The sequence below is a fragment of the Archangium lipolyticum genome (genome assembly GCF_024623785.1).
GTDB lineage: Bacteria > Myxococcota > Myxococcia > Myxococcales > Myxococcaceae > Archangium > Archangium lipolyticum.
In genome coordinates, this window is sequence record NZ_JANKBZ010000018.1 from 142055 (window position 1) to 168144 (window position 26090).

A 26090-nucleotide genomic window follows, 5' to 3' on the forward strand; every position below is an offset into this window, starting at 1 on the left:
CCGAGGCCTCAGGAGGCGGCGTTGCCCGCGGACAGCGAGGGGACCGCCTCCGTCCTGGAAGTGGCCTCCGCGGCGGGGGCGGCGGCCGAGTGTCGCACGATGAGCAACGAGGTGGGAGCTTCCCGGAGGAGCCGCTCGCCGCGCAAGCCGAAGAGCTGATCCTCCAGGCCCCACTCCGCGCCCACACCCGCCACCACCAGGTCATACCCGTGCCGGCACTCCTCCAACGCCGCGTCCTCGGGCGAGTCGTGCGCCACCACCTTGAAGTGCACCCGCCCGGAGCCCCCCGGGAAGAGCTCCTCGACCAGGGGGCGGGTACTCGTGTGCTCGCGCGTGCCCTCGGACTGGGTGACGTGCAGCACCGTCACCTCGGCGGCGGAGTGCTGCAGCAGGCGCCGGGCCAGCCCCAGGGCCGCCCGGTCATGCGGGCTGCCGATGAAGGGCACCAGCACCCGGCGCACGTTCTCCAGGCCCCGGTCCACCAGCACCGCCACGTCCGTGCCCGCCTCCTGCATCACCTCGTGCACGGTGCCGCCCAGCATCGTGCGGCTGAAGAGCGGCTTGTGCCAGCCCAGCAGGATGAGGCTGGCCTGCTTGGCCTCGGCCGTGCGGCAGATGTCCAGCCCCGGCTCGGCCGACACGAACGACAGCGGCCTCACCTCCAGACCCAGCGTGCTCGCGCGTCCCAGCAGGGGCGCCAGGGTGTTGCCGCTGGCCTTCTCCGGATCATGCCGCAGGTGGAAGGAGGCGCGCTCCGTGGGGCGGATGAGGTGCAGCGCGTAGAGCTGGGAGGATGGCGAGGGCGTACCGAGGAGCGCACGCCCCAGGGTGACCATGCCGGCTCCGGCCTGCTCGTGGGAGACGCACATCAGCACGGTGAAGGGGGGCGCCTCCGCCAGCGGGGCCTCGGGGGTGAACGACACCTGGTCCCGGGCCATCTCCTCGGGGGGGTAGATCCACCGCAGCAGCGGCGTCGTCATGAACGTCGTCACCAGCGCCATCACCACCATCATGGTGAAGAGCGTGGGAGAGATGACGCCCAGGTCCAGGCCGATGTTGAGCACGATGAGCTCCATCAACCCGCGGGTGTTCATCAGGATGCCGAGCGCCCCCGCCTCACGCCAGCGCATGCCGGTGAGCCGCGCGGCCACCGCGCTGCCACCGAACTTGCCCAGACAGGCCAGGAGGATGATGACGCCGCACATCACCCAGTGGTCGCCGGTGGACAGCAGGCCGATCTCCGTCCGCAGTCCGCTGAAGGCGAAGAAGAGGGGCAGCAGCAGCACCACCGCCACGTCCTCGAGCTTCTCGGCCAGCGCCTGCGCCAGCCCGCCCTCCTTGGGGATGACGGAGCCCATCATGAAGGCGCCGAAGAGGGCATGGATGCCGATGAGCTCCGTGGCCCACGCGGAGGCCAGCAACATCATCAGCGTCAGGGCGACACCGTTCTGGTTGAGCCCCTCCTTGTTGGCCACGCGCGCGCCCAGCCGGGCCAGGAAGGGCCGCACCACGCCCAGCATGAAGGCGATGTAGAGCATCGCGAAGAGCGTGGTGAGTCCCGCGTGCATCAGGTCCGAGGCGCGCACGATGGAGACGACGAAGGCCAGCAGGCACCACGCCGTCACGTCGTCCACCGCCGCGCAGGTGATGGTCATGGCCCCCACCTTGGAGCCCAGCAGCCGCCGCTCGGTGAGGATGCGCGCCAGCACCGGGAAGGCGGTGATGCTCATCGCCACGCCCATGAAGAGCACGAAGGAGGAGAAGGGCACCGAGGGCTCGGACAGGCGCGGGTAGAGCCACAGCGCCGCCCCCGCCCCCAGTCCGAAGGGCACGATGATGCTGGTGTGGCTGATGACCACCGAGGCATGTCCCCGGCCCTTGAGCAGCTTCGGGTCCAACTCCAGCCCGATGAGGAACATGAAGAGGATGAGCCCCACCTGGCTCAGCATCTTCAGCGCCGACATGCTGCTGGCCGGGAACAGCCACTCCATGGCCTCGGGGGCCAGCCACCCCAGCAGCGAGGGCCCCAGGAAGATGCCCGCGAGCACCTCCGCGATGACCAGCGGTTGCCCCAGCCAGCGCGCACCCCGTCCAATCAGCCGGGAAAGCCCGATGATGACGATGAATTGTACGATTAGCAGGGTGAGTGCGTTGTGTGAGACGGCGTGCATGGGGTCTCCTCCCGCGAAGCGTTAAGTTCGCACTTACCATCTTCTGGCACAGCGTGTCACCCCGCCAGGGCCAAGAGCCCATGAATTACCGGCTTCTCAGAGTCAGGTACCTGGCGGCTTGCGCGGGAGGTCCACGCTGAGAACGGCCTGCATCAGGTCGACGAGACCGGGCCACGCCTCGGCCGACAGCCACACGCCTTCCGGCTCATGCTCGGCGTTCATCAGGAGCGAGGAGGCCTCGAAGAGACGGGCCGCCACCACGCCCTCCTTCGGGAGCGGCCCGGACACGCGGAAGCGCTGTCCGTCCCAGCTCAGCCCCTCCGGCATCACCTGGTCGAGCAGGGTGCGCAGCGCGGCCTTCCCGCCGCCCACGCGCAACACGCCCTGCACCAGCGCCGAGGCCATCTTCGACTCCTCCAGGTCCACCCGGCCCGGGGTGAGCAGCGTCAGGTGGTAGCGGCCCGAGACCAGCTCCAGCCGCTCCAGGGCCACCTCCACGCGCAGCTTCCAGCCGGAGACCGCCAGCCGCACGTCATAGGTCTTCGGCAGGCTGGCCCAGTCGCCCACCGTCAACGGACGCACGTCGCGCAGCACCCGCCGGGTGATGGCCTCCACCCGTCCGTGGGACAGGCGCAGCCGCTTGCGGGCCACGTCCACTGCCACCTCGTTGGACAGGCCCACGGGCAACTTCCCCACCCACTCCCTGGCACTGTCCCACCACCGCGAAGCACCGGACATTTCCATCGCCTCCTGGGGTACCGCGCCCTGTATCTGGCCCGGGACACACCTCGGATTCAAGCGCGGCGGCACGCCCCCTGCTTGATACGTTGGCGGCCGTGCCCTCATTCCGTGCCCCGCTCCCGGCCCTGCTCGTGCCCCTGCTCCTGCTGGCCTCCGGTTGCGCCACGTTCACCTCCCACCGCCAGTTCCCTCCCGAGGGCTGCCAGGTGGTGTCCTGGTGGATCAAGGCACTCGGTGCGCAGCCCTCGCGGCCGTAGTGCGAGCGTGTGCACCCCGTTTCCGTGTGATTAGATACCTCCAGGCATGACGAACGGCTCCCCAGAAGGTCCCCCGCCTCCATGGCCCGACATCCACCGGACGGTGCTCTCCACGCTCGATGCGCTGGCCTCGTCCACCGGGTGGATTCCCACCGCCGCGACCGTTGGTATCGAACCGATCTTCGAGCGCGTGCTGAAGCAGATCTGCGAGCCCCAGGGAGTGACCCCCTCGGCCTACATCGACGTCCTCACCCGGGACGCCACGCTGCGCGGTGAGGTCCAGAAGCGCCTGGCGACGTTGATGGAGAACCCGGCACTCGTGAGCATGCGCCGCGAGGCCCAGCGCCGCGAGGCCGAGCACCAGCTCCACATCCTCCACTACCTGCTGTCGGGCCAGAAGCCGCCCGACTGGGTGTGGACGTCGCTCGAGGAGGAGCAGCAGCAGCAGCTCCGCGACGCGGCCGAGTCGGGCGAGGAGAAGGATCCCGTCCTGCTCCCCCGCGTGCAGGGGGCGCTGAAGAAGCTGGCCACGGCCCCCACCACCTACGGCCAGTGCGAGGACTGCGGCACGCCCATCCTCCTGGAGCGCCTGCAGCTGGTGCCCTGGGCGGAGTGCTGCGCCGCCTGCCAACGCAAGCGCGAGGGCGTCCCGGACGAGCCGCCGGAGCCCCAGGTTCCCATCCTCTATTTCTGAGCCCTCGCCCCCTCCACCACGCGCCGGGCGATGGCACGGCTGATGGGGTGTCCGAGCTTCAGCTCGACATCCAGGTAGATGGGCGAGCTGTTGAGCTCCAGGAACACCCAGTCGTCCCCGAGCTGCTTGATGTCGATGCCGGCGAAGGTGAGGCCGCACGCGCGCGCGGCCTCCCGGCAGAAGCGCTGGATGGGCGCGGGGAGCGGCACCTCGCGGTAGGAGGCCCCGCCCCCGCTGTAGACGGGGTCCGCCCGGAAGTCGAGGTGCTGCTCGGGCGTCTCGATGGCCACGGACGAGACGATCTCCTCCCCCACCAGCATGACGCGCAGGTCGGCGCCCGGGACGCGCTCCTGGAAGATGACGGGCGAGGCGGTGACGTCCTCGAGCCGCCCGAGCGCCTCGTCATCCAGCACCCGGGTGACGGCCCCGCCCATGATGGGCTTGAAGATGACGTCCTTCACGTCGGCGTGGAAGGCGCGGATGGCGGCCGGGTCGTTCGAGATGAGCGTCCGGGGCACCCGCGCCCCGAGGCTCCTGAGCGCGTGGAGCTGGAAGGGCTTGTACTGCATGACGCTCGCCGCATGAGGGCCGTTGACCAGCGTGGCGCCCCGGTGGGCGAGCTGGAGCAACCACGCCACGTAGTACGAGGCCCGCTCGCGCGTGTGCATGAAGGTGGTGAACCAGTCCTCGTAGAGGACGAGCTCCCCATTGCGCTCCACGGACGGGGCGTAGGGAGCGGGGATGCCGCGGAGGTAGAAGCCCCGGACATCGCCCACCGGCTCACCGAGATAGAACGTCTGCCCATCGAGCATCGACAGCGGCAGACCCCGGTCGAGCGCATCGGGCTCGATGAAGAGCGTGTCCGCGCCGAGCGCGGCGGCCTCGCGCGCCACCGCCCTGCACTGCACATCCGCCGCCGGGCCAAAGACGCCGATTCTCAAGGCACTCCCCCCGCGAATGGGACCCACACGTGGTCCGGGCCTTGCAACCCTGAACATGAACATCCACGGAGGGAAATGTCGTGACGAAGACGCGGAAGGGTCCGCCGTTCATCAAGTTCGCGCTGCCGAAACCCCGGAAGCCCGCCGACAAGCAACCGAGCAAGCCCGACAAGCCGAAGCCCACCGATCGCCTGACGACGATGGCGGTGGGCGAGGAAGGAGGCAGCAACCGCTAGGAGGGCCCCGGGCGTCAGGCGTTGGTGCGCAGCACCTTGAGGGCCTCGCGGAAGAGGGCCTGGAAGGCGGCCTCGCCCCCGAGCCGCTCGCTGGCGGACTCCGCGGCCTTCTCCGCCTGGGGCTGCTTGTAGCCGAGGTTGATGAGCGCGGAGACCAGGTCCGCCATGTGCCCGGCCACGGGCGCCGCCGGCGTCGCCTGCGCGGCCACCTGCTCCAGGTGCAGCGTCTTCACCTTGTCCTTGAGCTCCAGCACGAGCCGCTCGGCGGTCTTCTTCCCCACCCCGTGAATCTTGGTGAGGCGGGCCACCTCGCCCCGGCCCAGCGCGGCCACCAGCTCCGGCACCTCCATGCCGGAGAGCACCGCCAGCGCGAGCCTCGGGCCCACGTGGGACACCGAGTTGAGCAGCAGGAACAGCTCCTCCTCGGCCCGCGAGAGGAAGCCGAACAGCTCGAAGGCGTCCTCGCGCACCACGGTGCGCACGCGCACCTTCACGGACTCGCCCTCGGGGGGCAGCCGCCCGAGCGTCAGGGAGGAGAAGAAGACGCGGTACCCCACTCCACCCACGTCGATGATGGCCTCGTCGAGGCTCTTCTCCTGAACGATGCCACGCAGTGCCGCGATCATCCCGCCTCCGGTCGCCGGTAGGACGGCGCGAGCCGGTCCGCCAGCTGCGCCTGCGCCGACTTGCGGCGCGACTTCGAGACCTTGCTCTTACCCGAGACCGCCACGCCCAGGCGGCCATGGTTGAGGTGGCAGAGCGCCACCGCGAGCGCGTCGCTGGCGTCCGAGCGCTCCAGCTCCTCGAGGTCGAGGAAGGTGCACACCATGCGCGCCACCGCGTCCTTGTCGGCGGCGCCGCCCGCGCCCACCGCGCGCTTCACGCGGGCGGGCGGGTACTCGTGCACGGAGAGTCCTGCCTGGGCGGCGGCCAGCAGGGCCACCCCGCGCGCGTGTCCGAGGACGAGCGCGCTGCGGGCGTTGCGGAAGGTGAAGACACCTTCCACGGCCACCGCCTCGGGCCGGTAGAGCTTCAGGGCCGTCATGAGGGCGCCGTGCAGGTCCTTGAGCCTCAGCTCCAGGGGGGCGTCGGCGTCCACCTTGATGACACCATGCCCCACGTGGATCAGCCGGCCGCGCCGCTCCTCCACCACGCCATACCCCATGAAACGGCTGCCGGGGTCGATGCCTAGGACGCGCAAGTGCTTCTCCGGGGACAACGGAACAGGGGTTCAGCCAGCCCTATAACGCGCGGGCCGCCCGCCTGTCGATGTGCCCTTTCCATCCCCACTACGCCGAGAGCGACTCCATCAACGCGTCGTCCATCTCGAAGTTGGCGTGCACGTTCTGCACGTCGTCGTTGTCCTCGAGCAGCTCCATCAGCTTGAGCATCTTCTTGGCGTTGTCGCCCTCGAGCCTGACGGTGTTCTGGGGAATGTACGTCCACTTCTGCTCGCCCAGCTTCAGACCCGCCTGCTCCAGGCTGGCGGCGACGGCGTGCAGGTCGGCCGGAGCGGTGCGCACCTCGAAGCCCTCGTCACCGTGGTTGAGGACGTCCTCGGCGCCGGCCTCGATGGCCTTCTCCATCACCTGGTCCTCGGAGGGGCCCGGCTTGACGGTGATGATGCCCTTCTTGTGGAACATCCAGTTCACCGAGCCTTCGGCGCCCAGGTTGCCGCCCTCCTTGGAGAACATGGAGCGCACGTCGCTGGCGGAGCGGTTGCGGTTGTCGGTGAGGCACTCCACGAGCACGGCCACGCCACCGGGGCCATAACCCTCGTAGACGATCTCCTCGTAGGCGGCACCCTCCAGTTCGCCGGTGCCCTTCTTGATGGCGCGCTGGATGGTGTCGTTGGGCATGTTCGCCTCGCGCGCCGCGGCGATGGCCACGCGCAGCCGGGCGTTACCGTCGGGGTTGCCCCCTCCCAACCTGGCGGAGACGGTGAGCTCCTTGATGACCTTGGTGTAGAGCTTGCCCTTGCTCGCACCCATCGCGGCCTTCTGCCGCTTGATCTTCGACCATCGGTTGTGACCGGACATGGTGGGATGACGCTCCTCGCGGATGCGCTGCGGATCCGTAGGTGATGATGCGACGCCGCGCCTTCTCGCCTGGACGGGGAGGCGGAGTCAAACACCGAGAGATAACTTCCGGCGCCGTGCCGGGCAGTCCGGCTCAGGCCGCCTGGGAGGGCCCCGTGGACTCGAAGGCCTCGGAGAAGGGCTCCTCCTCCTCCGGATCCAACACCGGCTCGAAGAAGGGCGGGATGACGAGCGGCGGAGGCTCGCGCTCGGCGATGAGGTTGGCCGGGACCAGCACGCCCTGGGCGTACAGGCACGTCACCGCCTCGAGGGTGGTCACCTCGGGCAGGCTGCACTCCAGGATGGCGGTGTGCACGGTGCGCTGGCCGTCGAAGAGACGGATGACCTGGCCCAGGTCATCGGGCAGGGACTTGAGCATGTCGGCCAGCCGCTTGAAGTCCACCATGAGGCGGGCGGACAGGGGGATGCCGAGGGAGCACAGGGCGGAGAAACGCTCGGCGGCCGGCAGCAGCAGCGAGGCGTAGATCTTCAGGTTGACGAGCGGCTTGCCCTCGGCGGGCACGTCACCGAAGGACACGGCGTAGGCGCCCGAGCCGAAGAAGAGCAGGCGGCGCAGGGCGGTGAGACCGCGCTCGCCCGCGAAGGAAGCATCGACCAGGTGGCCCTGGCGGAAGGAGAGCCAGCCCTCGTTGTCACGCAGCTCGACGCGGCCAGCGCGGGTGCCGCACAGGAGCGCGTGGACGACCTGGGCGAGGGACAGGCGGGCGGTATGGGCCTCGTAGACGGGACTGGAGGTGCTGCGGCCGGCCTTGAGACGGGCGAGCGACACCACCACCTCCGGGGGCAAGGGCTGGAGGAGATAGTCATCGGCGCGCACGGCGTCGGCGAGCTCGCGGTGGTGGGGCTCCTCGTGACGGGAGAGCAGATAGACCGGGAGGTGCTCGGTGCGGGCGTCGGCGCGGAGCTTCTCGCACAAGGCGAAACCATCGAGACCGTCGCCGGAGGGCTCGACCTGGGCGATGACGAGGTGCGGCAGGGGGCAGCCCGGAGCCAGCTCGCCGAGGATGTCCTCGACGGAGGGAGCGGCGAGCACCTCTAAACCGGCGCTCACGAGCCCCAGGGCGAGGGAGGAGCGCGCGTCCTTGTCGGACTGGACGAGCAGGACGCGAGGGCGGAAACGGGTGGAGCGCCGCCGGGGGCTGACGTCGGCGGAGGCGGACGAGGCTGCGGGCTCGAGGACGGTGGCGCGGTGTGAACTGGCGACCATGAGAAGGCTCCTGGAGCGACGATCCGATGGACCGGGGTCCACTTCCAGCGAAAAACTACGTTATTCCCAGAATGAAGACTACCCGGGAAGGCGGGGGGACTCTGCTATAGCGGAGAGGAAGGTAGCATACCAGGACCCAAGGGCTTGAAATTGTTGGATAAGCATCAGCAGAGGGTTTGAGGAAAGGCTCGACGGGCGAGGGGGCGAGGAGCCAGAGTGCGCGGCCTATGACACGACTGATGCTGGTGGGAGTGCTCGTGCCGTGGGTGGCGGTGGCGCAGGAGACGAAGGCGCAGGAGACGACCGCGGAGCCGGCGGCGGTGGCGGTGAGTGAGGAGGCGAGGCGGGAGAACTTCGGAGGGGTGGTGGTGCCGGCGACGATGCCGGACGGGGCGACGGCTGTCTCCGGGTGGGTGGGAGTACCGGAGGTGGGAGCGGCGTATCGCCAGGGGGTTGGGGGCTGGGAGATTGGAGCGCGAGGCCGGTTCGACTATCTGCGGCTGGCGGTGACGGGAGAAGCGGTGGGGCGGGTGCAGGTGTGGACGGACACGGAAGCGTGGACGGTGGCGACGGAGCTGGGACTGGGAGTGACGGGGAACACGGGGAGCCGGTACTTCGACGAGCAGAACCTGAAGGGGTGGTTCCTGCGGCTGAATCCAGCGGTGGTGGCGAGCTGGAAGGTGGCGGAGACGGTGACGGCGGTGGGGCTGGTGGAGGTGCCGTACGATCTGGGGCTGAGCCCGAGCGGGACGTGGAGGGTGAAGCCGATGGCGGGGGCGGGAGCGGAGATCTACCTGGGAGAGGACCTGTCGCTGTCGGCGGTGGGCGAGCTCGGGGTGGACATCTTCAAGGAGCTGCGAGGAGTAACGCAGACACGCCTGGGCTACGGAGTGCGCCTGGGCCTGGGAGTGCGTCTCTTCTGAAGTCCCCTGCCCCACTCCTCCCTCTCCCTCCGGGAGAGGGTCGGGGTGAGGGTATCGACCCCATCAGGTTGAATCCGTGTATGCCCCCTCTCCCTCTGGGAGAGGGCTGGGGTGAGGGTCTACCCAAGAATCACGGAACCCGACTCACGACCCCACCGCATCACCACTCTGGAATGGGAGTGACGCGAGGAGTCCCAAGGATCTCCAGTGTGCGCAATGCGACCTTGATGAGCGTCTGCGCACAAGGCTCGCACCCACCGGCACAGCACCGAGGCCAATGTCCCTCTGGATTGCGCAGAAGAGGCCGGACACAAGCCTCGTAGTAGCTGGGGAAGGACAGCTCCTCGCTGGCGCGGCGGAGCGCGGAATCCATCTGCTCTTCGGTGAAGTCGGCCACAGCCCTATTTAAGCAGACCTGGGGCGCGACGCTCACCGAGGCGGTGCCCCGCTCCTGAGAGTGAACCTTCTCGCTTCGTTCGCGAAAGCTCGGTGTTCGTGAACGGGAGAAGCACTCTCCCCATGGTATCCCTTCACCGGTTGTCGAAGGGATGCCTGGAGTACCACACCGAGAATCCTACATGCCCACCCAGACGTTCGCGCGGAAGCGCATGGCATCGAGCCTCGGGCTTCTCCTTGTTTCCTGTAGCATCAACCAGCCCATTGTCGCGGCGCAGGACCCCACCGGTCCGCAAGACCTCGCCCGGTACGCGCTCATCATCCAGGACACGCAAGACGGGCGGGTGACGCACGACTGGAAGCCACTCGAGGAAATCGACCCGACGAAGCTCCAACAACCCCTGAGTGCGATGAGAGCGAACCGAGGCATCGTGCATGCGTCCTCGACAGGTCTGGATAAGTATTGCGAAGGCCGGCAAGACCAGTGCGAGCAAGACTGCCTCTCGAGCCGTAGCCCGGTATGGGTCGGGCACTGGAAGTATGAAAACATCAAGATACAGCCATGGCGCGAAGCCAGGAAGTGGTGGTGTCCGGAGCATTGCGGGAAGCAAGCGGACATGTGCAAGCGGCGAATGGGCAGTTGGGCCGAAGAATATGCCGCGGAGTTCGATGAGATAGAGCCAGCGGTGGATTGGATCAAGAATCACCGAGAAGAGATCCTCGTGGGCTCCGTCATCCTCATTGCAGGAGTCACCTTCGTTGCCGCGTCCGCCGTCTCAGGTGGAGGTGTACTCCTCCTGGTGCCGCTCGTGATTGTCGCGGAACTCCCCCCGGGGTTGCCCACCGCGCCCGCTATCACGGAGGCTACCTGGTGAGCATCTATGACTCTCTTGTCAGCGCATCACGATTCGCTGCCTCTCGTTGGCGAGCAGCAAGAGCCGGGGATGGAGAAGAAGCGCAGCTCTGGCGCCATGTAGATGAATACAGGGCATTCCTGGGCGAAACAGGTCAGGTCTACCTGTTTGAAGACTACCTCAAGGGAGTCGCTCCCAGACAACGCCCCCTCGTGAGCACCGCCCTCGAAACGCGTCAGGACGCGGTGGCTTCGAAGAGGGCCATGGAGCTTCTCCTGAAAGCTTTCGACGAAACGCCCGAGCCTGAACAGAAACAGGCGGCGAGCACCCTCATCCATCTGCTCAACTTCATCGCCGATACCGGACAACTCGATGACTTCGAGGACTTCGTCAACAACCGCCTCGAGAATGCACCGCTCGCCATCGCTCACTTCACGACGCGCGATGAAGCGCAAGCATGGCTGAAGGGCCTCGCGAAACCACCCAGTCCGGCACGCATCCTCATTGGCGATGAATATTATCTGGCCTGGTCTTCTCGTGAAGACAACGCGCGCGACATGTACCGCGACTACATCATCGAGCCGTACATTGGAGAGCTCGTCGCGGGAGGAATACCTTCCACGGCGCCATCCTTCGAAACCCGTGGAGAAGCAGAGGCGTGGTTGAAGGAACACCCGGCCTCTCCTTTTGGTTTCGTGTCAATCGCCGGGGAGTACTTCTTCGCGGTGCACCACAAAAGACTGAAGCGTCACACGCTCCACCCTGTCGCCTCTGCCCTGACGAAGTGGGAAGAGATGAAGAGGGCTGCCGAAAGGGAGGAAGCCCGAGATGCGGTGGCGAAGGATGAGGGAGATGGCGAGTAGCATCCACGCAGCCTGAGTGCTCGACCAACGATGTGCCTGGACGCAGCATGCAATACGCTCAATCCACTCGCACTTCGAACGCATGAGTCGAGAGCTGCTCCACTTCAACCTTCACATCCAGGAAGTGCACGAACGTCTCAATTTGCGTCCGCGCATGCCCATCGAGCGGCAGGGTCCGGAACGAGCCTCCCCGAGCCAGCGCCAGCAGCAGCATGAGCTGATCACACAGGTGCTCGCCCACGGGCACACCGGACTCCAGATAGACCCGTGCCTCCTCCGCCGCGGACTCCGCCACGTCCTCCGCGCGCACGCCCCGCTCCCCGAACGCGGTGAACACCTCGGTGACGTGCTCGCTCTCGACCTCCAGGCTCACCACGTTCCCCGGCCCCACCGAGCGCTTCAGCTCCTCGACCCGCCGCTCATCCGGGTACCACCCGAGCTTCCGCCCCACGGCCTCCAGTTCCCTCTTGGCCACGTCGTACGGCACCTGCGCGATCATCGCCGTGGCCTGCCGACGCACCACCTGCCCCCGCTCGGGCAGGTGCAGGGGCTTCAGCGGCGCGGGCAGCACGCTCACGCTGAACTTCCCTCCCCCGGCCGGGAAGAACCCGGGCCGCTCCAGCGCGGCCTCCACCTCCGGCCCCATCCGCCGCACGAGCGGCAGGTACGACTTCGCCAGGAAGTCGAACGGCGGCGCCGCCGGGTTGTGCGTTCCCCCCTCGAGCACCAGCGTCGACGGGCCGCTCGCGCTCAGCAGCGCCGGCAGCACCGTCTGCAGCACGAGCGTCGCGCTCCCCGCCGTTCCCACCGCGAAGTGGTAGTCCCCGGGTTTCACCGTCCGAGGCCGGAAGGTCAGCTCCTTCGAGTGCAGTTCCGCTCCCGTGACCTCCGCCTCCCCCACCGCCTCCGCCGCCTTCACCGCCGTCAGGTGCTGGCGCAGCAGCCCCGGCTTCGAGCGTCCCGCTCGGATGTTCACCATCTGGAAGGGCGTCCCCGTTACCAGCGACAGCGCCAGCGACGTCCGCAGCACCTGTCCTCCGCCCTCCCCCTTCGAACCATCGATGCGAATCATTTCCGGTACCCCCAAGTGCACTGTGCCCCGAGTCGGTAGACCCTCACCCCAGCCCTCTCCCAAAGGGAGAGGGGGCATACACGGGCCCGCACGTAGCGATGCCCGCTCCCTCATCCTAGCGACCGAAGTCTCGGAGAGAGCGGGCATCTCGGTGTCTCTATCCCCTCATGTGTCTTCCTCCCATGTCCGGAGTCATCCCTTCACGCACACCACCTGCCGCAGCGTGTGGACCACCTCCACCAGGTCCGCCTGCGCCGCCATCACCGCGTCGATCGGCTTGTAGGCCGCCGGCGTCTCGTCGATGACCTCCGCGTCCTTCCGGCACTCGATTCCCTCCGTCGCCTTCGCGTGGTCATCCAGCGTGAAGCGCCGCTTCGCCGCCTCGCGCGACATCACCCGCCCCGCTCCGTGGCTGCACGAGTGGAACGCCTCCGCGTTCCCCTTCCCTCGCACGATGTACGAGCGCGCCCCCATGCTCCCGGGGATGATTCCCAGGTCTCCCTCCCGCGCCCGCACCGCCCCCTTGCGCGTCACCAGCACGTTCTTCCCGTAGTGGTGCTCGCGCGCCACGTAGTTGTGGTGGCAGTTCACCGCCGCCTCCGTGAGCTCGAACTCCGGCAGCTCACCGCTCGCCTTCAGCGCCTGCACCACCGAGCGCAGCATCAGCTCGCGGTTGGTCGCCGCGTACTCCTGCGCCCAGCTCACCGCGTGGATGTAGTCCTCGAAGTGCTCCGTCCCCTCGGGCAGGTACGCCAGCTCCTGGTCCGGCAGGTGGATGAAGAAGCGGCGCATGTCCTCCTTCGCCAGCTCGATGAAGTGGCTTCCGATCCGGTTCCCCACCCCGCGCGAGCCGCTGTGCAGCATCAGCCACACGTGGCCCGCCTCATCCAGGCACACCTCGATGAAGTGGTTCCCCGTCCCCAGCGTCCCGAGGTGCCCCAGCTCCGGGCCCCGGTCGATGCGCGGGTGCTTCGCGATGATGGCGTCGTAGCCGGGCTTCAGGCGGGCCCAGGCCTCGCGGTGCATGGCGGGCGCGTCCTGCCACGCGCCCCGGTCGTTCCGGCCGCCGTTATCCGTACGGCCGTGCGGCACCGCCTTCTCGATGACCGAGCGCACCTGCCCGAGCGAGTCCGGGAGCTGCTCCGCGCGCAGCGTGGTGCGCACGGCGATCATCCCGCAGCCGATGTCCACGCCCACCGCCGCCGGAATCACCGCGCCCGCCGTCGCCACCACGCTCCCCACCGTCGCGCCGTTACCGCGGTGCACGTCCGGCATCACGGCGATCCACTTGTGGATGAAGGGCAGCGACGAGATGGCGCGCAGCTGCTTCTTCGCCTCGTCCTCGAACGGCACGCCCAGCGTCCACGCCTTGATGGGCACCCCACCCGCCTCGTTCGACAGCACCTCGTAGTTGCGCTGCGTCTGCATGACCTGCTCCTTCGGAATCCGTCTTTCTTGCCGGCTCCCTAGAGCAGGGCGCGTGCCAGCCCGCCTCCAGAGGGAGCGGCCGAATCCCCTGTCCGTTTCCCTATCCAGCAGGATAAAGTCCTATCCCCATGGCGAAGACGCAGGCGCGCGAGACGGTGGTCCTCGGGATGCTCGGGACGACGCTGGACATGGGCCGGGGTCCCAAGCGGTGGGAGAAGTGGCGCCCCACGGTGGGCCTGTGTCAGCAGGACGACCTGGTCGTGCACCGGCTGGAGCTGCTCACGCTCCCGGGGCATGACGAGCTGGTCCAGATCGTGACGGAGGACATCGCCCAGGTGTCACCCGAGACGCGCGTACGCCCCACGGTGCTGGCCATCCGGGACCCGTGGGATCTCGAGGAGACGTACGGGGCGCTGCTCGACTACGTGAAGGCGTACCCCTTCCAGCCCGAGCAGGAGGACTACTTCGTCCACATCACCACCGGGACGCACATCGTGCAGATCAGCATGTTCCTCCTGGTGGAGAGCCGGCACATCCCGGGGCGGCTGGTGCAGACGTCGCCGCCCCGGGCGGGCCGCGACCACGGGGGGCCGGGGGAGCACGCCCTCATCGACCTCGACCTGTCGAAGTACGACACGCTGGCGAGGCGCTTCCAGCAGGAGCAGCGCGAGGGCCTGTCCTTCCTCAAGGCGGGCATCGACACGCGCAACCCGGCCTTCAACCGGCTCATCGAGCGCATCGAACAGGTGGCCACCAGCTCGCGCGCGCCGCTGCTGCTCACCGGGCCCACGGGGGCGGGCAAGTCGCAGCTCGCCAAACGCATCTACCAGTTGAAGAAGGCGCGGCGGCACGTGAGCGGCCCGTTGGTGGACATCAACTGCGCCACCCTGCGCGGGGATGGGGCCATGTCCGCGCTCTTCGGCCATGTGAAGGGGGCCTTCACGGGGGCGCTGAGCGATCGGCCGGGGCTGTTGCGCCAGGCCAACGGCGGCGTGCTCTTCCTCGATGAAATCGGAGAGCTGGGCGCGGACGAGCAGGCCATGCTGCTGCGGGCACTCGAGGACAAGCGCTTCCTGCCGGTGGGCTCGGACAAGGAGGTGGAGAGTGACTTCCAGCTCATCGCCGGCACCAACAGGGAGCTCCAGTCCGAGGTGGAGCGAGGGCGCTTCCGGGAGGACCTGCTCGCGCGCATCAACCTGTGGACCTTCCGGCTGCCGCCCCTGCGCGAGCGGCCCGAGGACATCCCGCCCAACCTCCTCTACGAGCTGGCCCAGGCCTCCCAGGCGCTGGGAACCCAGGTGACGATGAACAAGGAGGCGCAGGAGCACTTCCTGCGCTTCGCCACCTCGCCCGAGGCGCGCTGGAGCGGAAACTTCCGGGATCTCAACGCCGCGGTGCTGCGGATGGCGACGCTCGCCCCCGGTGGGCGCATCACCCGCGAGGGCGTGGACGAGGAGCTCGACCGGCTGCGCGCCGCGTGGGCGAAGAGCGGGCCGAAGCAGTCATCGGCGGAGGACCTCGTGGTGGAGGTGCTCGGGGAGGAGCGGGCCGAGGCGCTGGACCGGTTCGACCGGGCGCAGCTCGCGGAGGTACTCACCGTGTGCCGGCAGGCGCGCTCGCTGTCCGAGGCAGGCCGTACCCTCTTCGCCCAATCACGTGCGCAGAAGAAGAGCGTCAATGACGCGGACCGGCTGCGGAAGTATCTCACCCGCTTCGGACTGAGTTGGGCCGATGTCTCGGGGCGAGGGCTCTCCGACGTGGCTTGAGTCCGAAAGTATGGGTTCAAATTTTCGAGCATCGAGAAGCAGGCAAGCGGATAGCGAGGCTCGATCGTCACTCGACGTCAACGCCCGGGCATGAGAGATGCCGGTGCGCGCGAGATGGACTTGATGCGCGGGTGAGTAGAGATGGACGCAGCGGTCACGCAGAGTGGAAGTACGCAGGAGAAGGCGGATCTGGGGCTGTTCCGGCTGACCTGGCCGATCTTCTTCGAGCTCCTCCTGTTCATGCTGATGGGCTCGGCGGACACGCTGATGATCAGCGGTGTGTCCGACGAGGCCGTTTCGGCCGTCGGCGTGGTCAATCAGTACATCTTCATCTGCATCCTGATCGTCGCGGTGATCAGCAATGGCGCCGCCATCGTCGTCGCCCAGTACCTCGGTGCCCGGAGGACGCAAGAGGCGGCCAGGATCTCGGCCCTCGCCATCACGCTGAACTTCCTGCTCGGGCTCACCGTCAGCGGGGGCCTGGTGCTGTTCGGCAACGAGATCCTGGAGCACATGAACCTGCGGGGCCAGGTGCTGGCGTATTCGCAGACGTACATGGGAATCGCCGGCGGATTCCTCTTCCTGCAGGCGCTCATCAACGCCTTCTCCAGCCTGATTCGCACGTACGGCTTCACCCGGCAGTCCATGTACGTGTCGCTGGGCATGAACGTGCTCCACATCTTCGTCAACTACCTGCTCATCTTCGGGCACCTCGGTCTGCCCGCGATGGGCGTGGCCGGTGCGGCGATCTCCACGGCGATCAGCCGCGCCGTCGCGCTCCTCGTCTTCATCTGGATGCTGTACCAGGTGATGGAAGTGCGAATGGTGCTTCGGGACTATCTGACGTTCTCGAAGGAGTACATCCGGAAGATCCTCAAGGTCGGCGTGCCTTCCGCCGTCGAGCAGCTCACGTATCAGTCCTGCCAGACGGTGTTCGTGTACTACGTCACCTACCTCGGCGCCGAGGCGCTGGCGTCCAGGCAGTATGCGATCTCCATCTCCCAGTACGTCTACCTGTTCAGCCTCGCGATCGGGACGGGGACGTCCATCATCGTCGGGCGGCTGGTGGGCGCGAACCGGACGGACGACGCGTACCACCGGGTCCTCGTGAGCTTGAAGTGGGCCGTGGCGCTCACCGTCCTGGTGGATGTGATCGCGATCCTGTTCCGCAAGCCGTTGATCGGCTTGTTCACGACCGATGGCGGCATCCTCCAGCTGACCTCGCAGCTCATCCTCCTGAGCCTCATCCTCGAGCCCGGGCGGTCCTTCAACCTCGTCCTCGTCAATGCCCTCCGGGCCACCGGAGATGCCCGGTTCACCGTCTACATGGGCTTCCTGTCGATGGTGTGTGTGAGCCTGACGCTGGGCTACGTCCTCGTGTTCAAGCTGAACCTGGGCCTGGCCGGCGTCTGGCTCGCCGTCTCGGCGGATGAATGGACCCGCGGCCTCACCTTCTGGTACCGCTGGAAGAGTCGGGCCTGGGAGAAACAGTCGCTCGTCGCCCCGGCCGAACAGCCCGCCGCGGTGGCGGTCGGCGGCTAAAGCGCTGGGGAACTGCGGGTTCCCTTCCGTAGGATGGCGTCAATGCGAACGCGCAGGCCCCTGGTCATCGTCGATGCACTCGCCTCGCTGGCCACTGCCTTCAAGGACATCTTCCCCGGCAGCACCACCACCTCGCTGACCGCGGCCGAGCTGTCCGCCCTGCTCGAGTCGCTCGGCTCCCGCGCGGCCTTCAAGCCCAAGGTGCTCACCCTCGACGAGTCCCGGCTCGTCGCCCTCCTCTACTTCGGCCAGCCCGTCGCCCAGGGGGCCCTCCTGCTCGACCTGCGGCGCCCCGTGCGCACCAGCGACAGCCACTTCGCCCGCGCCTTCTGCCGCGTCTTCAACGACGACCTCACCCACGTCTCCGCCGCCTGGCCCCTGGATGAGCACTGGTCCTCGCTCGAGCAGACCCGCCTGCGCCGCGCCGTCGCCCGCTTCCTCAACTACCGGCCCCACAAGATGTCCAACTGGGTGCGCGCCATGGAGGACTCCATGGCCCTCACCTACGAGGGCCGCAACGTCCGCCACTGCCTCATCATCGCCCGCAAGGCCCCCAAGCTCACCCAGAAGCTCCAGAGCAAGTTCATCCCCCTGCCCGGCGGCATCTCCATCGAGAACGCCCTGCTGCGCGAGAAGTGGATCCGCACCGTCGTCGACGGCCGCCGTGTCGCCCTGCTCGGCAGCATGCACTCCGGCAGCATCATCGGCTTCATCTCCCTGGCCGAGGTGGACCGCAACGACGCCGCCCTGCGCTACGCCCCCCACGAGACGCTCGTCCCCGTCCAGGCCGTCCTCGCCCATGCCGCCCATGACGTCGCCCTCGTGGCCTCTCCCCAGGGCGACCTCTTCATCCTCAGTGGCAAGGGCTCCGTCTTCCAGAAGACCCACGGCCACTGGCGCGTCCTCGACTACGAGGCCCTCCACGAGCGCATCTCCTCCCGCTTCCGCGAGGACGTCGTCATCGGCGTGCTCCGCGCCGCCATCGACCTGTCCTTCGAGCGCACCGGCGCCCTCTTCTGCCTGCTCGACTCCCGCGAGGAGATCACCGATCTCGTCCCCGACCACGGCCACCCCCTGGCCGCCAACAGCCACCTGCGCCGCAGCCTCCGCGGGCAGAACATCGCCGTCTGGGCCCAGCGTCAGGTCATCACCGCCGCCGCCGCCACCGATGGCGCCGTCGTGCTCGACAAGGACGGCAACGTCGTCGACATCGCCTGCATGGTCTCCAGTCCCAAGGAGATCTCCCGCCTCGGCGTGAGGGAGCCCAGCATGCCCGGCGCCCGCTCCCTCGCCGCCTGGCGCGCCAGCTTCCGCGGTGTGGCCGTCAACGTCTCCGAGGACGGCCCCATCACCGTCTACGAACGCGGCGCGGAGATCGGCCGTATCGGCTGAGCCCCGTCCGCATATTGGAGTTCACTTGAGGTACTTCGTCATGGTCGCACTGGGAGCCACCCTCTGGGGGTGCTGGTCCCTCTTCCTGCGGCCCACCGGATTCTCCGGCCCCCAGAGCGCGTTCATCGCCCTGGTGGTCGTCTCCCTCCCCACCCCCTTCGTCCTCCGCCGCGAGGCCTTCCGCGACCGCCGCGCCACCCTCGCGCTCGCCGTCATGGGGCTCACCGACGCCGCCAACTGCGCCCTCTTCTTCGCCGCCGTCCAGCGCGGGCCCCTCTCCGTCGCCGTCCTCACCCACTACCTCGCCCCCCTCTTCGTCGCCCTCGCCGCCCCCTGGGTCCTCCGCGAGCGCCGCTCCACCCGCGCCCTGCTCGGCGCTCCGCTCACGCTCGTGGGGCTCGCGCTCCTGCTGGGTACTCCCCAGGGCGGTGTCGCCGACTCCTGGACCGCGATCCTCGGCGGCGCCAGCGCCATCTTCTACATGGCCAACGTCCTCGCCGCGAAGGAGGCCTCCCGCTCCTACTCACCCCTCGCCATCACCGCCCTCCACGCCCCCCTGTCCGCCCTCTCCCTGCTCCTCGTCTTCGGACGCGAGGCACTCCCCACCGCCCTCGACTCGCGTCTCCTCCTGGTGATCGCCGGCGGCATCCTGTGCAGCCTCGTCGGCAACAGCTTGTTCAATGCCGGACTCCGCCGCATCCCCACCGCCGCCGCCTCCGCCCTCACCTACCTGGAGCCCCTCACCGCCGCGCTTCTCGGGCAGCTCGTCTTCGGTGAGTCCATTGGCGCTCTGGGTCTCCTCGGCGGGCTGATCGTCCTCGCCTCCGGCGTCTGGGTCGCCAGTGAGCCCCGTGTTCCAGCAGCTCCTGTCTCGGAGACTCCGGTCGTTTCCACGGGTACGGGGTGACCCATGGGGACTCGGGTGGGGTATGGGAGCGCATACCCTCACCCCAGCCCTCTCCCAGAGGGAGAGGGGGCTTACACCGTCAGCCCAGTTCCTTCTCCAGGGCCGCCCGGACTTCCGCCGTGAAACCCGCCAGGAGCCGCTTCCCCGTGTCGATCAGCGGCCTCCTCACGTGGTTCGGGTTCGCCGCCAGGTGCTTCACCAGCTCCTCCTCCCCCATTCCCCCCAGCTCCGCCTTCCTCTTGGGGGCGATCAGCTCCTTCACTCCTCCCAGCTTCGCCGCCAGCGTCCGGACCTCGGCCTCGCTGAGCGGCTTCTTCACCAGCTCCCGTATCTCCGCCTGCACTGCCTTGTGCGCGAGAAACTCCCGCGCTGACTTACAACCCGTTCAACCGTTCTTGATGTAGACCGTGATGGACATGCGCTCCGTGTAGCAGTCCATCCGCACTCCCTCAATTCCCCGCTTGCGCTCGGGGCCAGGGGAGTGGTCCTCTTGGGTGATCCCGACTGCGCCTACGGGAGCAGTACCCCTCATGGAACCCTCCGTCGACAGCCGTGAGTACCGCGTCGTCTTCTTCTGCCCGACCTCGAGCGCTCAGTTGGAGCACATCGAGGCCCCCGTGCGCCGCGTCCTCACGCGCATCTCCGCCCCTCCCGCCGAGCTCGCCCCTCTCGAGGCCGCAGGCACCCTCGGAGAGGCCGGCTGGCGCGTCTACCTGGTTCGCTCGATGACCGAGCGTTCCGCCGCCCACGCCCTCGCCGCCCACGTCACCGAGGTCGCCTCCGCCATCTCCACCGAGCTGGACACCGAGGTGCTCGGTCTCTACGTGGACGTGGCCAGCGACTCCGCCCGCGTCTGCCGCTGCCTGCCCGACGAGGGCCCCGAGACGTTCGCCGGTCAGCGCCGCAACGTGCTCGACCGCACCGCCGAATGGTTGGACGTCAACCCGGCCAGCCTCTCGGCCCTCTTCCAGATCGGCCTGGAGACGGACGACGAGCCCGACGCCGAGGACCGCTTCGTCGAGGCCAAGCTGCGCGAAGCGCGCGAGCTCATGCAGCGTTATCGTCAGGGCAAATGAGGTCTCGTACCCCGGAGGATCTCTCCGGTCGCTGTCCCGCCTGCTACCTGCCCACCGCCTTCTGCCTGTGCGCCGACGTGCCCAGGGTGGACACCCGCACCGACCTCCTCGTCATCCGCCACAACAAGGAGGCCAACAAGTCCACCAACACGGCGCGCCTGGCGGCGCTCGCCCTGCCCCGCTGCCGCGTCCTCACCTACGGCGCTCCCGGCCAGCCGCCCTTCGATGTCTCGGTGCTCGCCGCGCCGGACACCTGGCTGCTCTTCCCGGATGCCCAGCCGCATCCCCCCGGCACGCCCCCTCCCCAGCGTCTGGTGGTGCTCGACGGCAACTGGACGCAGGCCCGGCGCATGTACCAGCGCATGCCAGAGTTGCGCCGCCTGCCGGGGCTGGCCCTGCCGCCTCCCGCCCCCAACACCCGGCGCCTGCGCCGCTCGCCGCACCCCTACGGGATGTCCACCCTGGAGGCCATCGCCGCGGCCCTCGGCGTCCTCGAGGGCGAGGCCGTGGCCCGCCCGCTCCAGGACATCCACGAGTTGATGATCGATCGCGTGCTGGCCTGCCGCGGCCGCATCAGCGATGACGAGCAGGATTAGCCACGAAAAAGCATGGCCCGCCTCCTGGAGCCCCCCGGCACCAAGAAGCGGGCCATGTAGAATCCCGCGGGCCCCCCCGGACTCGCGGGAACAGGAAGTGCCTCCCCCCCTTTGATAGCGAGGCGCTTCCCGAGGGTTGAACCGGCGGGCGAAGCAAGCCCCCTCGCTTCGCACCACCGCCCTCGTTTCTGGAAGGCACCTTCTCATGGTTCCGTCCCAGGGTCTGTGAGCCGACTCACACCAACGGTGTGAAGCCGTTCACACCCCTCGGGAGGGGCCAGAGGGCCGGAGGCGGGGCTCCTAGAACCACCACTCCACGCGGGTCCCCAGGTAGTGGCCGACCTTCGGCACGGCGGTCCCCGCCGTCGCCACCGTCTGCAGGTAGGGCGCGGTGAGCGCCTCCCGCGCGTTCTGGTCGTAGAAGGCGGCCGTGTAGATGAGCCGGAAGTGCGGCCGGGCCCACACGGAGCGCTCTCCCGTCGGAACGAAGGTGGGGACGATCGACAGCTTCGTCGCCGTGGCCAGCGGTCCGCCACCGGGGCGCAGCCCCTGGAAGGTCGCCTCGTTGATGAGGTGGAAGTTGTCGTGCAGGTACAGGGTGCTGCGCGCGCCCGCGGCGAAGTTCAGCGACTTGTCCGTCCGCAGGCCGCTGGAACCCTGGTTCCAGTGGAGGATGCCGTACGCATTGAGGCTGAAGAGCTTGCTGAAGTTGTAGAGGAAGTGCTCCACCACCTCCACGCCCGCGGCGTTCGAGAACTGCCCATTGAGGTCCGGCAGACCGAAGGTGTCCCACGTCTGCCCGCCCGCGCGGCCACCGTTGGCGATCCGGCTGCCATAGCGCAGCGACAGGTCATTGAAGCTCCCGTTGCCCAGGTCCAGGTGGGCCTTGGCGCCCAGCACCCAGCCGAAGTCCGAGGCCAGCCCCACTTCCGTCCCATCCGCCACGCGCGCCTTCAGCGCCGGCAGCAGGTGCAGCTCGCCCAGGAAGTGGAACGAGTGGCCGGCCTCCAGCTTGTGCACGTACTGGCCCACGAACACGGTGCGCTCGCGCCGCAGATCCAACCGCCCGTCCCCATCCACGTCGAAGTTGTACTGGCTGCCCGTGGCCGACGTCTGCAGCAGCACCGCCACATCGAGCGGGCCGTACGCGATGCCCGCGCCCTGCGAGCTCAGGTTGTTGAAATAGAAGTAGTCCGCGATGTGCACGTCTCCACCACGGTAGAAGCGGGCACCGGCCCACACGCGCAGGCGGGGCAGCAGCACGTTGCCCGCCTCCACATAGGCCTGGAACAGCTCGATCTGCAGGGTCTGGCTGAAGCGGTTGCTGAAGATGCCGACGAACAGGCCGTTGGACGCGTACATGGACGGCGTCAGCACCACGTCCACATAGGCCGCGTCCGGATCGTCCTTCTTCTCGAGCAGGTGCAGCTTGATGGTGGGCTCGAGGTAGTCGCCCTCCTCGAGACGTCCGCCGATGGAGCTCCCCGTCAGGTTGAACGTCCTGCCCTGGATGTAGCGGCCCGAGGGCGTCCACGCGGCGCCAACGCGGCCGTACATGACGAGCTCCAGCCGATCCGCCAACAGGCTGGCGCTCGCCGACGAGGGCGCGATCGACAGGACCAGGGCACACAACACCAGCAGCGCGCGGCCGCATGCGCGCACAAGGGGGGGGACAGCGACAAATGTCATGGAGTCAATCTCTTGGAGGGGTGGAGTGGTACGGCGCCTACAGTGCCACAGATTTTGCCACCCGAATCTATTGGGTTTTGCGCGCGATCAGGAGAAATTCCGCGCGTCCAGAAGCCAACACCGGAGGAAGCATGCGCAACGTGTTGAAGGGACTCGCTGTCGCCACGGCCGTGGTGGTTCCCACCCTCGCCGTCGCGGAGACGGTGGCCATCTCGTGTGGCACCGTGGGTCAGGAGTTCGAGCAGTGCAAACTGGGAGCTGAGGCCTGGGCGAAGAAGTCGGGCCATCAGGTGAAGCTGGTGAGCGGCCCCACGGACGCCAGCGAGCAGCTCACCATGTTCCAGCAGCAGCTGTCCGCGGGGGCTTCCGACATCGACGTCTACCGCGTGGACGTGGTGTGGCCGGGCCTGCTGGGCGCGCACTTCATCGACCTGAAGCCCTACGTGTCCGAGGACGTGCTCAAGCAGCACTTCCCCGCCATCGTGGAGAACAACACGGTGGGCGGCAAGCTGGTGGCCATGCCGTGGTTCACCGACGCGGGCCTGCTCTACTACCGCAAGGATCTGCTGGAGAAGCACAAGCAGAAGCCGCCCACGACGTGGCAGGAATTGGCCGAGGTGGCCAAGACGGTGCAGGACGCCGAGCGCAAGGCGGGCAATGACAAGATGCAGGGCTTCGTCTTCCAGGCCAAGGCGGCCGAGACGCTGACGTGCAACGCGCTCGAGTGGATCGACTCCTTCCGCGGGGGCACCATCATCTCGGACGACGGGAAGGTCACCATCAACAACCCGAAGGCGGTGGAGGCGCTGAAGACGGCGGCCTCGTGGATCGGCACCATCTCGCCGCAGGGCGTGCTCAACTACGAGGAGGAGGGCGCGCGCGGCGTCTTCCAGTCGGGCAACGCGGTCTTCATGCGCAACTGGCCGTACGCGTGGGCCCTGGCCAACGCGCCGGACAGCCCCGTCAAGGGCAAGGTGGCGGTGATGGCGCTGCCCAAGGGTGGCACGGACGGCAAGTCCACCGGCACGCTGGGCGGCTGGCAGCTCGCGGTGTCCAAGTACTCCAAGAACCCGGCGGTCGCCGCGGACCTGGTGAAGTACCTGACGAGCGCCGAGGAGCAGAAGCGCCGCGCCATCGTCGCTTCCTTCAACCCCACCATCGCCAGCCTCTACAAGGACGAGGAGGTGCTCAAGGTCAATCCCTTCTACACCAGCCTGCTCGAGACCTTCACCAACGCGGTGGCGCGGCCCTCGAAGGTGACGGGCGCCAAGTACAGCCGCGTGAGCGCCGAGTTCCGCAACGCCGTGCACGCCGTCCTGTCCAAGACGGGCAAGCCGGAGGACAAGTTGAAGGCCCTGCAGAAGAAGCTCGAGAGCCTCGGCCGGGGAGGTAAGTGGTGAGCGTTCCCAGTGGAATGCCCGCCACCACCACCCCCACGGCCACGCCCGCTCCGCCGCCGGCCAGCGTCTCCCAGCTGTCCCGGCAGCGCGTCCGCTCGGCGTGGCTGTTCCTCCTGCCCACGCTCGTCGTGCTGGGCATGGTGGCCGGCTGGCCGTTGCTCAGAACCTTCTGGTTCGCCTTCACCAACGCGAACCTGTCCAACCCGGAGCCTCCGCAGTTCATCGGCCTGGAGAACTTCGCCACCGTCTGGGACGACCCGGACTGGTGGCAGTCGGTGCGCAACACCTTCTTCTTCACGGGCATCTCCGTGACGCTGGAGACGGTGCTGGGGATGATGATCGCCCTCACGCTCAACACGCGCTTCCGGGGGCGAGGCGTGCTCCGGGCGGCGGTGCTGGTGCCGTGGGCCATCCCCACCGTGGTGTCCGCGAGGATGTGGGGCTGGATGTTCCATGACGTCTACGGCGTCATCAACGCCATGTTCCTGCACCTGGGGTTCATCGACGCTCCCATCGCGTGGACGGCGGACCCGCGGCTGTCCATGGCCGCGGTCATCGCCGTGGACGTGTGGAAGACGACGCCCTTCATGACGCTGCTGCTGCTGGCGGCGCTGCAGATGCTGCCGGACGAGCTCTACGAAGCCGCGAAGCTGGACGGGGCGGGCCCCATCCGCGTCTTCTTCAAGGTCACCCTGCCGCTCATCCGCGGGCCCATGCTGGTGGCCATCATCTTCCGCGTGCTGGACGCCATGCGCGTGTTCGACCTGTTCTACGTGCTCACCACCAACAGCAGTGAGTCCATGTCCATGGCCGTCTACGCGCGCCAGCAGATGTTCGAATTCCAGGAGCTGGGACTGGGCGCCGCGGCGGCGTCGATGCTGTTCGCGGTCATCGCGATGTTCACCGTGGTCTACCTCGTCCTGGGACGGTCGGCGGTGGAGGAGGCGGCATGAGAAAGGCACTTCGTTGGCTGGGCAGGGCCGCGTTCGGACTGCTCGTGGTGGTCATCACCGCCTACACGCTCTTCCCGTTCTACTGGGCGGTGGTGTCGTCGCTGAAGCAGGGCAGCGCCCTCTTCGAGGTGGAGGCGTGGCCCCGCAACCCCGCCTGGCAGAACTACGCCCTCGTCTTCACCGAGCAGCCCTTCGGCAGGAACCTGTTCAACTCGGTGATCGTGGCCTCCACGGTGGTGATCATCTCGCTCTTCCTGGCCGTCACCGCGGCGTTCGCCCTGGGGCGCATCCGCTTCTTCGGGCGAACCCCGTTGATGCTGATGATCCTCGCCGTCTCCATGTTCCCGCAGATCGCCGTGCTCTCCGGCATGTTCGAGCTCGTCCGCTGGCTGGGCCTGTACAACACCCTGCCGGCGCTCACGCTCTCCTACCTGCTCTTCACCCTGCCCTTCACCGTCTGGGTGTTGACGACCTTCATGCGCGAGCTGCCCAAGGAGCTGGAGGAGGCGGCGGTGATGGACGGGGCCTCGCCCTGGGTCATCTGCATGCACGTCTTCCTGCCGCTGCTCAAACCAGCGCTGGTGACGACGGGACTGCTGGCCTTCATCGCCGCGTGGAACGAGTTCCTCTTCGCCCTCACCTTCACCCTCTCCCAGGAGGCCCGGACCGTGCCCGTGGCCATCGCCCTGATGAGCGGCGCCAGCCAGTACGAGCTGCCCTGGGGCCTCATCATGGCCGCCTCCGTCATCGTCACGGTTCCACTCATCGTCCTGGTGCTCATCTTCCAACGGCGCATCGTCTCCGGTCTCACCGCCGGCGCCGTCAAGGGTTGAGCACCCAGGCAGGTTCCCCGGATTCGCACCCAGTATGCCGGCGGCACGGGGTGA

General features: G+C 68.0%; 27 protein-coding genes. 15 read left to right on the plus strand and 12 right to left on the minus strand.

Annotated elements, in window-relative coordinates; translation table 11 throughout:
• Positions 1–8: 8 nt before the first annotated feature.
• Entirely contained in the window at positions 9–2171 is a 2163-nt protein-coding gene (locus tag NR810_RS32020) for a cation:proton antiporter domain-containing protein (RefSeq protein WP_257458222.1), read from the minus strand.
• Positions 2172–2273: 102 nt separating this feature from the next.
• Positions 2274–2909, minus strand: a complete 636-nt coding sequence (locus NR810_RS32025) for a hypothetical protein (protein WP_257458223.1) — start codon at positions 2907–2909, stop codon at positions 2274–2276.
• A 98-nt stretch (positions 2910–3007) separates the two neighbouring features.
• On the opposite strand from NR810_RS32025, the gene NR810_RS32030 reads away from it, so the two are divergent.
• Positions 3008–3169 carry a hypothetical protein gene (locus tag NR810_RS32030; protein ID WP_257458224.1) on the plus strand — a complete coding sequence of 54 codons (162 nt, stop codon included), beginning with the start codon at positions 3008–3010 and terminating at the stop codon, positions 3167–3169.
• A 46-nt stretch (positions 3170–3215) separates the two neighbouring features.
• Entirely contained in the window at positions 3216–3863 is a 648-nt protein-coding gene (locus NR810_RS32035; protein ID WP_257458225.1) for a TraR/DksA family transcriptional regulator, read from the plus strand.
• On the opposite strand, the gene NR810_RS32040 is transcribed toward NR810_RS32035, so the two are convergent.
• Complete coding sequence (locus NR810_RS32040; protein ID WP_257458227.1) at positions 3854–4804, minus strand: ATP-grasp domain-containing protein; 951 nt, start codon at positions 4802–4804, stop codon at positions 3854–3856. The two genes, NR810_RS32035 and NR810_RS32040, sit on opposite strands and share 10 nt — an antisense overlap.
• An 80-nt stretch (positions 4805–4884) precedes the next feature.
• On the opposite strand from NR810_RS32040, the gene NR810_RS32045 reads away from it, so the two are divergent.
• Complete coding sequence (locus NR810_RS32045; protein WP_204227196.1) at positions 4885–5040, plus strand: hypothetical protein; 156 nt, start codon at positions 4885–4887, stop codon at positions 5038–5040.
• Positions 5041–5054: 14 nt separating this feature from the next.
• On the opposite strand, the gene ruvA is transcribed toward NR810_RS32045, so the two are convergent.
• From ruvA to NR810_RS32065, 4 genes are all read right to left on the minus strand, one after another.
• Positions 5055–5666, minus strand: a complete 612-nt coding sequence (gene ruvA / locus NR810_RS32050; protein ID WP_257458229.1) for a Holliday junction branch migration protein RuvA — start codon at positions 5664–5666, stop codon at positions 5055–5057.
• Positions 5663–6241 (minus strand): crossover junction endodeoxyribonuclease RuvC, encoded by a 579-nt coding sequence (ruvC, locus tag NR810_RS32055; RefSeq protein WP_257458230.1) that lies wholly within the window; start codon positions 6239–6241, stop codon positions 5663–5665. The genes ruvA and ruvC overlap by 4 nt, the downstream gene beginning before the upstream one ends.
• Before the next feature lie 88 nt (positions 6242–6329).
• Positions 6330–7079: a YebC/PmpR family DNA-binding transcriptional regulator gene (locus NR810_RS32060; protein WP_257458231.1), complete on the minus strand. Its 750-nt coding sequence runs from the start codon at positions 7077–7079 to the stop codon at positions 6330–6332.
• A 133-nt stretch (positions 7080–7212) separates the two neighbouring features.
• Positions 7213–8346, minus strand: coding sequence for a response regulator (locus NR810_RS32065; RefSeq protein ID WP_257458233.1), 1134 nt, complete (start codon positions 8344–8346; stop codon positions 7213–7215).
• A 227-nt stretch (positions 8347–8573) separates the two neighbouring features.
• Here NR810_RS32065 and NR810_RS32070 point away from each other — a divergent pair, with 227 nt between their 5' ends.
• Positions 8574–9269: a hypothetical protein gene (locus NR810_RS32070; protein WP_257458234.1), complete on the plus strand. Its 696-nt coding sequence runs from the start codon at positions 8574–8576 to the stop codon at positions 9267–9269.
• Positions 9270–9429: 160 nt separating this feature from the next.
• Here the strand turns inward: NR810_RS32070 and NR810_RS32075 are convergent, their stop codons facing one another.
• Positions 9430–9642, minus strand: a complete 213-nt coding sequence (locus NR810_RS32075; RefSeq protein ID WP_257458235.1) for a hypothetical protein — start codon at positions 9640–9642, stop codon at positions 9430–9432.
• Positions 9643–9847: 205 nt separating this feature from the next.
• On the opposite strand from NR810_RS32075, the gene NR810_RS32080 reads away from it, so the two are divergent.
• Entirely contained in the window at positions 9848–10540 is a 693-nt protein-coding gene (locus NR810_RS32080; protein WP_257458236.1) for a hypothetical protein, read from the plus strand.
• Positions 10537–11382 carry a hypothetical protein gene (locus NR810_RS32085; RefSeq protein ID WP_257458237.1) on the plus strand — a complete coding sequence of 282 codons (846 nt, stop codon included), beginning with the start codon at positions 10537–10539 and terminating at the stop codon, positions 11380–11382. The genes NR810_RS32080 and NR810_RS32085 overlap by 4 nt, the downstream gene beginning before the upstream one ends.
• A 58-nt stretch (positions 11383–11440) precedes the next feature.
• Here the strand turns inward: NR810_RS32085 and rtcA are convergent, their stop codons facing one another.
• Both rtcA and NR810_RS32095 read right to left on the minus strand, forming a co-directional pair.
• Positions 11441–12454 (minus strand): RNA 3'-terminal phosphate cyclase, encoded by a 1014-nt coding sequence (gene rtcA / locus NR810_RS32090; RefSeq protein WP_257458238.1) that lies wholly within the window; start codon positions 12452–12454, stop codon positions 11441–11443.
• A gap of 192 nt (positions 12455–12646) precedes the next feature.
• Complete coding sequence (locus NR810_RS32095) at positions 12647–13882, minus strand: RtcB family protein (RefSeq protein WP_257458239.1); 1236 nt, start codon at positions 13880–13882, stop codon at positions 12647–12649.
• A 128-nt stretch (positions 13883–14010) separates the two neighbouring features.
• Between NR810_RS32095 and rtcR the strand changes: the two genes are divergently transcribed.
• The 4 genes from rtcR (at position 14011) to NR810_RS52255 (ending at position 19489) form a co-directional block, all read left to right on the plus strand.
• Positions 14011–15648: an RNA repair transcriptional activator RtcR gene (rtcR, locus tag NR810_RS32100; protein WP_257458240.1), complete on the plus strand. Its 1638-nt coding sequence runs from the start codon at positions 14011–14013 to the stop codon at positions 15646–15648.
• A 141-nt stretch (positions 15649–15789) separates the two neighbouring features.
• Positions 15790–17190: an MATE family efflux transporter gene (locus NR810_RS32105; protein ID WP_257458241.1), complete on the plus strand. Its 1401-nt coding sequence runs from the start codon at positions 15790–15792 to the stop codon at positions 17188–17190.
• 42 nt (positions 17191–17232) lie between these two features.
• Positions 17233–18582 (plus strand): hypothetical protein, encoded by a 1350-nt coding sequence (locus NR810_RS32110; protein WP_257458242.1) that lies wholly within the window; start codon positions 17233–17235, stop codon positions 18580–18582.
• A gap of 40 nt (positions 18583–18622) precedes the next feature.
• Complete coding sequence (locus tag NR810_RS52255; protein ID WP_306818669.1) at positions 18623–19489, plus strand: DMT family transporter; 867 nt, start codon at positions 18623–18625, stop codon at positions 19487–19489.
• Positions 19490–19568: 79 nt separating this feature from the next.
• On the opposite strand, the gene NR810_RS52635 is transcribed toward NR810_RS52255, so the two are convergent.
• Positions 19569–19808: an ArsC/Spx/MgsR family protein gene (locus NR810_RS52635; protein WP_326522524.1), complete on the minus strand. Its 240-nt coding sequence runs from the start codon at positions 19806–19808 to the stop codon at positions 19569–19571.
• A 211-nt stretch (positions 19809–20019) separates the two neighbouring features.
• Between NR810_RS52635 and NR810_RS32135 the strand changes: the two genes are divergently transcribed.
• Positions 20020–20565 carry a hypothetical protein gene (locus NR810_RS32135; RefSeq protein WP_257458243.1) on the plus strand — a complete coding sequence of 182 codons (546 nt, stop codon included), beginning with the start codon at positions 20020–20022 and terminating at the stop codon, positions 20563–20565.
• Positions 20562–21161 carry a tRNA-uridine aminocarboxypropyltransferase gene (locus NR810_RS32140; RefSeq protein WP_257458244.1) on the plus strand — a complete coding sequence of 200 codons (600 nt, stop codon included), beginning with the start codon at positions 20562–20564 and terminating at the stop codon, positions 21159–21161. Before NR810_RS32135 ends, NR810_RS32140 begins: the two co-directional genes overlap by 4 nt.
• 300 nt (positions 21162–21461) lie before the next feature.
• On the opposite strand, the gene NR810_RS32145 is transcribed toward NR810_RS32140, so the two are convergent.
• The gene (locus tag NR810_RS32145; protein ID WP_257458245.1) at positions 21462–22850 is read right to left on the minus strand and encodes a carbohydrate porin; all 1389 of its coding nucleotides are present in this window, start codon (positions 22848–22850) and stop codon (positions 21462–21464) included.
• Positions 22851–22981: 131 nt separating this feature from the next.
• Between NR810_RS32145 and NR810_RS32150 the strand changes: the two genes are divergently transcribed.
• The 3 genes from NR810_RS32150 to NR810_RS32160 are packed head-to-tail and all read left to right on the plus strand — an operon-like array spanning position 22982 to position 26036.
• Entirely contained in the window at positions 22982–24250 is a 1269-nt protein-coding gene (locus NR810_RS32150) for an ABC transporter substrate-binding protein (protein ID WP_257458246.1), read from the plus strand.
• Positions 24247–25203, plus strand: a complete 957-nt coding sequence (locus NR810_RS32155) for a carbohydrate ABC transporter permease (protein WP_257458247.1) — start codon at positions 24247–24249, stop codon at positions 25201–25203. Before NR810_RS32150 ends, NR810_RS32155 begins: the two co-directional genes overlap by 4 nt.
• On the plus strand, positions 25200–26036 hold the full coding sequence (locus NR810_RS32160; RefSeq protein WP_257458248.1) for a carbohydrate ABC transporter permease: 837 nt from the start codon (positions 25200–25202) through the stop codon (positions 26034–26036). Before NR810_RS32155 ends, NR810_RS32160 begins: the two co-directional genes overlap by 4 nt.
• Positions 26037–26090: the final 54 nt, after the last annotated feature.